Source organism: Maribacter sp. (assembly GCF_039968975.1).
GTDB lineage: Bacteria > Bacteroidota > Bacteroidia > Flavobacteriales > Flavobacteriaceae > Maribacter.
Genome location: NZ_JBDVOT010000267.1, coordinates 1 through 7,063, shown reverse-complemented (window position 1 = coordinate 7,063; position 7,063 = coordinate 1). Strand labels below are relative to the sequence as shown.

Here is a 7,063-nt window from a genome sequence, read left to right as displayed (position 1 = left end):
ATGGTTCATGCCAAGCGTGTACCAATACATAAGCGTGTTTCCAAGCAAGAAATAGAATTACTTTTAAAACGAGAGTTAGAGAATAGAGGTGTTGATATTGCATTTGAATATGGGGTATATAGTAATGGTCTGCCGACCAAGGTGAAATCCTCTAAATTCAAGTATGCTGAATCAAATATTTACAAATCTCCAATGTTTGTAGACTTTGAGGGAGTTTCAAATTTCGATTTGTTAATTTCCTTTCCGAAGAAAAAACGATTCTTGGTACAGTCCATTTTAGGTCTGGCACTCTTGTCATTATTATTTACCATTATTATAGTGGTAGCTTATGCGGGTGCAATTTATCAGTTGATACGACAAAAGCAGATATCTGAAATAAAAACAGATTTCATTAATAATATGACGCATGAGTTCAAAACTCCCATTGCGACTATTAATCTTGCTGTTGAAGCGATTAGAAACCCGAAAATAATAACAGATCAGGAAAAGGTTTTACGGTATTTACAGATGATTAGAGATGAGAATAAAAGAATGCATGCTCAAGTAGAGAATGTATTAAGAATTTCTAAACTTGAAAAAAATCAGCTTGATATTAGTAAGGATAGGGTTAATGTTCACGACATTATAGAAGATGCTATTACTCACGTACAATTAATAGTAGATGATAGGGGAGGATATATACATACACATTTAGATGCTGAAAGATGTGAGGTATTGGCAAATGAAATGCATTTTACCAATGTAGTTGTAAATATGTTGGATAATGCAATTAAGTATTCTGAAGAGGCACCTAAAATTGATGTGTTTACAGAAAGAGCTAAGAATTATATCATTATAAAAGTTAGAGATCAAGGTGCTGGTATGAGTAAGGCTGTGGTCAAGAAAGTATTTGAAAAATTCTATCGAGAACACACAGGAGATTTGCACAACGTTAAAGGGCATGGATTAGGATTGTCATACGTTAAAAAAATAGTAGAAGACCACCAAGGCGAAGTATATGCCGAAAGTGAAAAAGGAAAAGGAAGTACATTTTACATAAAACTGCCGTTAATATAAAAATATATGGAAACAATAAACAAGAAAATACTTTTAGTAGAGGATGACCCAAATTTTGGGATTGTATTGAAGGATTATTTGTCAATGAATGACTTTGACGTCACTTTGGCAAAGAATGGAATGGAAGGTTTTGAGAAGTTCAAGAAGGATAATTATGACATTTGCATTTTAGATGTTATGATGCCTTACAAGGACGGCTTCACGTTAGCGAAAGAAATACGTGAAAAGAATGAGAATGTTCCCATTGTATTTTTGACGGCAAAAACAATGAAGGAAGATGTTCTTAAAGGATATAAAGCTGGTGCAGATGATTATTTGAACAAGCCTTTTGATTCTGAAGTTTTACTAATGAAATTAAAAGCCATTCTTCAAAGAAAAGCATCTAATGGATTGGCGGATAGTAAGAAATTTGAATTTACAATTGGTGGTTTTCACTTGAATTCTAAATTAAGATTCTTGAAATATAAAGACGAGGAATCAATTAAACTTTCTCCTAAAGAGAATGAGTTATTGCGTCTATTGGCTTTACATGAGAATGATTTGATGCCAAGAGAACTAGCGTTGACGAAGATATGGAGAGATGATAACTACTTTACATCTCGTAGTATGGATGTTTACATTGCTAAACTACGTAAGTATCTTAAAGTTGATGATACCGTTGAAATTTTGAACATACATGGTGAAGGTTTCCGTTTAGTTGTAAAGACTGAAGGAGAATAATTTTCCTAAGAACTATTATATAAAAAAGCATCCTACCGGGATGCTTTTTTGTTTTTATAACTTTTCGATAATATCCTTTACAATATCATCAGGAGTTTGGTCTATAGAAACTGTTAGTGCATCTTTTGGAGTTTCAAGATCATCAAATTGAGATTTCAATAAGCCCTTAGGCATATAATGGTTTTCTCGTTTGTTAAGTCGAGATTCAATTAGTTCAAAACTGCCTTCTAAAAAAACAAATTGATGTTTATCTTCTAAGTTTTTACCTAGTATGGTTCTATATTTTTCTTTTAAGGATGAGCAAACAATTACAGCTCCGGTAGCTAAATTTTCTATACCTACCTTATTTAGCTTTTCTAACCAGCCTTGGCGGTCATCATCGTTTAATGGGTGACCTTCTCTCATTTTCTTGACATTCGCTTCTGGATGAAAACTGTCTCCATCAAAAAAAGGAAATTGTAATTTCTCAGCTAACAGTTGACCAATGGTAGATTTACCGCTACCGGAAACACCCATTAAGAATAAGATTTGTTTTTTAATCATGTTTTAAATTTACAATATCATTATCAATTTCTGGTAAAAGAGTCTTAGGGTTATAATCATATTCAACCCATATTGTATCCTTGTTTCTTAAAAACCAGGTAAGTTGTCTTTTGGCAAATCTTCGTGTGTTTTTCTTTATTTCAGATACAGCAAACTCTAAAGTCCATTCATTGTTAAAATATTTAAAAAGCTCTTTGTAGCCAACAGTTTGTAAAGCATTATAGTCTTTGTACTCGATTAAGTTTTTGGCTTCGTCTAAGAATCCTGCTTTGACCATAAGATCTACACGTTGGTTAATGCGTTCATAGATTAATGGACGTTCAGCTTTTAGTCCAACAGAAAGAACTTTAAATTCTCTTTCTGCTTTTGGTTTGTTTAAGAACGATGAATAAGGGGTGCCGCTACCAATGGTAACCTCTAATGCTCTGATTACTCTCTGAGGATTAAAGATGTCCACCTTTTCAAAATATGTAGGGTCCAATAGTTTTAATTTATTTTGTAAAACTTCGATGCCTTTATCTGCTAGTTCGGTATTTAAATCTTCACGAATAGATGGGTCAACAGTTGGGAAATTATTAAGTCCGTCCGTAACGGCATTAACATAAAGACCGCTACCACCAACCATAATTACAATATCATGAACTTTGAATAGCTCTGATAATTTTTGAATGGCCTCTCTTTCAAAATCACCTACGGTATATTCTTCCGTAATACTTTTATGTTGTATAAAATGGTGTTTTGCTTGCGATAGCTCTTCTAAACTAGGTACTGCGGTACCAATATTCATTTCTTTGAAAAACTGCCTGGAATCGGCTGAAATGATTTCAGTATTATAGTGTTGAGCTAAAATTATAGCTAATTTGGTCTTGCCAATAGCTGTTGGCCCAACTACAGATATAAGAATTTTATTCATTTAATATAGATCCACAGTTATAACAATGGGTAGCGTCATCTCTATGACCTTCTTTACTGCAAGTAGGGCAGCTTTGCGTATTAATATGAACGTAACTGCCAGATTCTTTTAGATTTGAAGTATTGCCCCTGTTTTGTTTTGAAAATTCAGCGGTAACCATACCTGTTGGTACGGCAATGATACCATAACCTAATAGCATAATAATTGTAGCAATAGCTTGACCTTGTGGCGTTATAGGAGCAATATCACCGTAACCAACCGTAGTCAGTGTAACAATAGTCCAGTATATGCTTGTGGGTATGCTTGTAAATCCTGCTTCGTCACCTTCTACTAAATACATAAGTGTTCCCATCATTACAGAGGCAATGAGTACGGCAAACAGAAATACCGTAATTTTTGCCCTACTAGCTTTTAAGGCTCTTTTTAATTGAGATGCTTCGCCAAGGAAACGGGCTAGTTTTAAAATACGGAAAACGCGTAATAATCTAAATGCGCGAACCGCTAATAGTACTTGTGATCCTGCAAAAATATAGGAGATATATAATGGAATAGTAGATAAAAAATCTATGATACCATAAAAACTGAAAATATAGGCGCTGGGTTTTCTTATGGATATAATTCGTGCTATGTATTCAATAGTAAAAAAAATGGTAACAATCCATTCAAGTACAAACAGAATTTCATGATATTCTGCATCAATAGCTTTAACGCTTTCCAGCATGATAAGTATTACACTGAAAATAATAATTATGAAGAGAATAATATCAAACAATTTACCCATAGGGGTATCTGCTTCATAAATTATTTCATGAATTTTATGCTTCCAAGGTGATAGTTTTTCGTCTTCCTTCAAACTAATCGTTTATCTCAATTATTTTAAGTACCCGTTTCTTTCTTAAATAAGATTCAATAAGGTAATTAGCGTCACGAGTGCCATTCATTGGTGTAATAATACTTTCTAAGATATGAATATTATTTATTTGATAGTTTAAATCATAGAAACCAAAGCCTACTAAAGAACCATTTTTAAGTAAAATAGCGCTTTGCTCGCCAATTTCTCTACCCTTGTCTACGACAACAACTTTGTTGGCTTTAATACTATTTTGGGTAGTTGCCGCTAAAACGCGTTTATTGTATTCTTCTACGTCTTCTTTATTAATACAGGCACCATTGCATTTGCTATCATCATAACCAGAACAATTATTACGAGCTTCACTAATACCATTCACTTTCTCGCATAGTTCAAATTCCTTGGTAATTTTATATAAATAATTCTTAGCACTGAATACACCGTTAAAAAGTCCTATGGGCTCTTTGCATTCTCTGTAAGGTTTAATATCTAAAGAAAAATAACCATTTTCGTTAACGCTTTTACATATAGCGTGACTATACATTCTTTTTTTCGGAATGGAGCTGTATTTAGGTCTAAGCTTTAAAAGCTCTTCGTGTTCCTTTAAAATTGCAACAAGTTCATTACCTGTAAGTTCAAAAGTAACTTTTTTAGTGTCTTTAGTTAGCTTTCTAGACTTATCATTGGTCTTGGTAAAAATTTGGTTGACCCTCTTTTTTATATCACTGGATTTGCTAAGGTGAATAATGTCTCCATCTTTATTATGCATGTAAAAGACTCCGGTTTTGTTCGGTAAGTCTCGTACAATATCCAATTGCTTTTCAGAAAGTTCACCTTGAGTTTCTTTTCTGATAGTGTCTTTAATAATTATTTTTTCAGAATCTTTGGCAAGCAATAATTTAAAGAGTTTTATGGTTGCCAAGGCGTCCCCATTGGCGCGATGTCTATCGCTTACCGGTATGCCTAGAGATCGTACAAGTTTACCTAAACTGTACGATTCCGCATCTGGTAAAAGAAGCTTTGACAAGTCTACGGTACAAAGGGTTTTGCGTTCAAAATTATATCCTAAACGTCTAAATTCGGTTCTTAGAATTCTATAATCGAACTGGGCATTATGGGCTACAATGACGGTGTCTTCCGTAATCTCTATTATTCGTTTTGCTACCTCATAAAATTTAGGTGCCGTTCTAAGCATTTTACTATTAATACCAGTAAGTTTGACCACGAACGGTTGTATTTCCCTTTCAGGATTTACCAAACTTATAAATTTATCAACGACTTTTTGTCCATCAAATTTGTGAATAGCAATTTCAGTGATTCCCTCTTCATTGAATTTTCCTCCAGTAGTTTCAATATCTAAAATTGCGTACATGTATTATAATATAATTTATGGGGTGGTAGTGTTTTAGATATTAATTTCTAGAACCAAAGATACTACTTCCTATACGTACCATGGTACTACCTTCTTCAATTGCGATTTTATAATCACCGCTCATACCCATAGAGAGCGTAGTAAAATCGGTATAGTTACTTTTAAGTTTTGTAAAAAGCGATTTTAAACCGCTAAACTCTTTCCGAACCTGTTCAAGGTTATCGGTAAAGGTAGCCATACCCATGAGGCCAACAATTTTTACATTTTTGTAAGCTTTAAATTGTTCGTTGTCTACCAATTCAAGTAATTCTTCTTCATTAAACCCGAATTTTGTGTCTTCTTCGGCAATATGCACCTGAAGCAAACATGAAATAATACGGTTATGTTTTTCCGCTTGTTTATTTATTTCTGCCAATAACCTTGGGCTGTCAACACCATGAACCAAAGAAACGTACTCAGCCATATATTTGACTTTATTACGCTGTAAGTGACCAATCATATGCCACTCTATGTCTTTTGGTAAATTCTCCCACTTTTCTGTCATTTCTTGAACCCTGTTCTCTCCAAAAATACGCTGTCCTTTATCATATGCTTCTTGAATATATGACATAGGTTTTGTTTTAGAAACGGCAACTAGGGTTACTGTATCAGGAATGGTTTTATTAATGGCTAATAGATTTTCTTTTATAGACATATAAATTTCAATTCTAATATGCTTTATTTAGTGAACTGGTCAGATACTACTTCCGCCTTTCTGTTTGTTGAATAATCATAAAACCCTTCTCCAGATTTTACACCCTTTTTACCCGCCATAACCATATTAACCAGTAATGGTGATGGTGCGTATTTCGGATTTTTGAATCCGTCATACATTACATTCAGTATAGAAAGGCAAACATCTAACCCAATAAAATCAGCTAATTGTAATGGTCCCATAGGGTGTGCCATACCTAATTTCATTACCGTGTCTATTTCTTCAACACCTGCAACGCCATGATGTAAAGTTTCAATAGCTTCATTGATCATGGGCATTAAAATTCTATTTGCCACAAAACCTGGGTAGTCATTAACTTCAGTAGGGGTCTTCCCTAATTTTTTGGAAAGTTCCATAATTGCATCGGTAGTCTCGTTAGAGGTGCTATAACCACGAATTATTTCAACCAATTTCATTATCGGCACCGGATTCATAAAATGCATTCCAATAACCTTTTCAGGTCTACTGGTAGCTGCGGCAATTTGTGTTATGGATATAGAAGAAGTGTTAGAGGCTAAAATGGTATTTGCATCACAAACCTCATCTAACTCTTTAAAAATTTTAAGCTTAATCGTAACGTTTTCTGTGGCGGCTTCAATAGCAAGGTCTACTTTTGAAATACCAGATTTCAATGCTGTAAAAGACGTAATATTGGCAAGTGTGCTTTCTTTGTCCGATTCACTTATTTTTTCTTTTGCCACCATACGGTCTAGATTCTTTGCTATAGTAGCAAGACCTTTATCTAAGGCTTCTTTAGAAACATCTATTAGGTGGACTTGAAATCCGTTTTGGGCAAATACGTGGGCAATTCCGTTACCCATTGTACCTGCACCTATAACTGCAATTGTTTTCATA

General features: G+C 34.1%; 8 protein-coding genes. 2 read left to right on the top strand and 6 right to left on the bottom strand.

The genetic code is table 11. From position 1 onward, the window contains the following. Together ABJI11_RS18175 and ABJI11_RS18170 are read left to right on the top strand one after the other, a co-directional pair. Positions 1–1,056, top strand: a 1,056-nt coding sequence (locus ABJI11_RS18175; protein WP_348355574.1) for a HAMP domain-containing sensor histidine kinase, incomplete at its 5' end; no start/stop codon positions are given. 6 nt (positions 1,057–1,062) lie between these two features. Then, positions 1,063–1,776, top strand: coding sequence for a response regulator transcription factor (locus ABJI11_RS18170; RefSeq protein WP_027067244.1), 714 nt, complete (start codon positions 1,063–1,065; stop codon positions 1,774–1,776). Positions 1,777–1,830: 54 nt separating this feature from the next. On the opposite strand, the gene ABJI11_RS18165 is transcribed toward ABJI11_RS18170, so the two are convergent. From ABJI11_RS18165 to ABJI11_RS18140, 6 genes are read right to left on the bottom strand one after another with little or no spacing between them, the layout of a single operon-like run. Next, positions 1,831–2,319, bottom strand: coding sequence for a gluconokinase (locus tag ABJI11_RS18165; protein WP_348355571.1), 489 nt, complete (start codon positions 2,317–2,319; stop codon positions 1,831–1,833). Further along, on the bottom strand, positions 2,312–3,232 hold the full coding sequence (gene miaA, locus ABJI11_RS18160) for a tRNA (adenosine(37)-N6)-dimethylallyltransferase MiaA (RefSeq protein ID WP_348355568.1): 921 nt from the start codon (positions 3,230–3,232) through the stop codon (positions 2,312–2,314). Before miaA ends, ABJI11_RS18165 begins: the two co-directional genes overlap by 8 nt. Then, on the bottom strand, positions 3,225–4,085 hold the full coding sequence (locus ABJI11_RS18155) for an ion transporter (RefSeq protein WP_348355565.1): 861 nt from the start codon (positions 4,083–4,085) through the stop codon (positions 3,225–3,227). Before ABJI11_RS18155 ends, miaA begins: the two co-directional genes overlap by 8 nt. Position 4,086: 1 nt before the next feature. Next, positions 4,087–5,454, bottom strand: a complete 1,368-nt coding sequence (locus ABJI11_RS18150; protein WP_348355562.1) for an exonuclease domain-containing protein — start codon at positions 5,452–5,454, stop codon at positions 4,087–4,089. Positions 5,455–5,494: 40 nt separating this feature from the next. Continuing rightward, positions 5,495–6,148 (bottom strand): YggS family pyridoxal phosphate-dependent enzyme, encoded by a 654-nt coding sequence (locus tag ABJI11_RS18145; RefSeq protein WP_348355559.1) that lies wholly within the window; start codon positions 6,146–6,148, stop codon positions 5,495–5,497. Between the two features lie 23 nt (positions 6,149–6,171). Continuing rightward, entirely contained in the window at positions 6,172–7,062 is an 891-nt protein-coding gene (locus ABJI11_RS18140; protein ID WP_348355556.1) for a 3-hydroxybutyryl-CoA dehydrogenase, read from the bottom strand. Between the last annotated feature and the right edge of the window lies 1 nt (position 7,063).

Bases quoted from the DNA above. Each gene is read 5' to 3' on its own strand.
- miaA (WP_348355568.1), bottom strand. From the start codon at position 3,232: ATGAATAAAATTCTTATATCTGTAGTTGGGCCAACAGCTATTGGCAAG.
- ABJI11_RS18150 (WP_348355562.1), bottom strand. From the start codon at position 5,454: ATGTACGCAATTTTAGATATTGAAACTACTGGAGGAAAATTCAATGAA.
- ABJI11_RS18145 (WP_348355559.1), bottom strand. From the start codon at position 6,148: ATGTCTATAAAAGAAAATCTATTAGCCATTAATAAAACCATTCCTGAT.
- ABJI11_RS18170 (WP_027067244.1), top strand. From the start codon at position 1,063: ATGGAAACAATAAACAAGAAAATACTTTTAGTAGAGGATGACCCAAAT.
- ABJI11_RS18140 (WP_348355556.1), bottom strand. From the start codon at position 7,062: ATGAAAACAATTGCAGTTATAGGTGCAGGTACAATGGGTAACGGAATT.
- ABJI11_RS18165 (WP_348355571.1), bottom strand. From the start codon at position 2,319: ATGATTAAAAAACAAATCTTATTCTTAATGGGTGTTTCCGGTAGCGGT.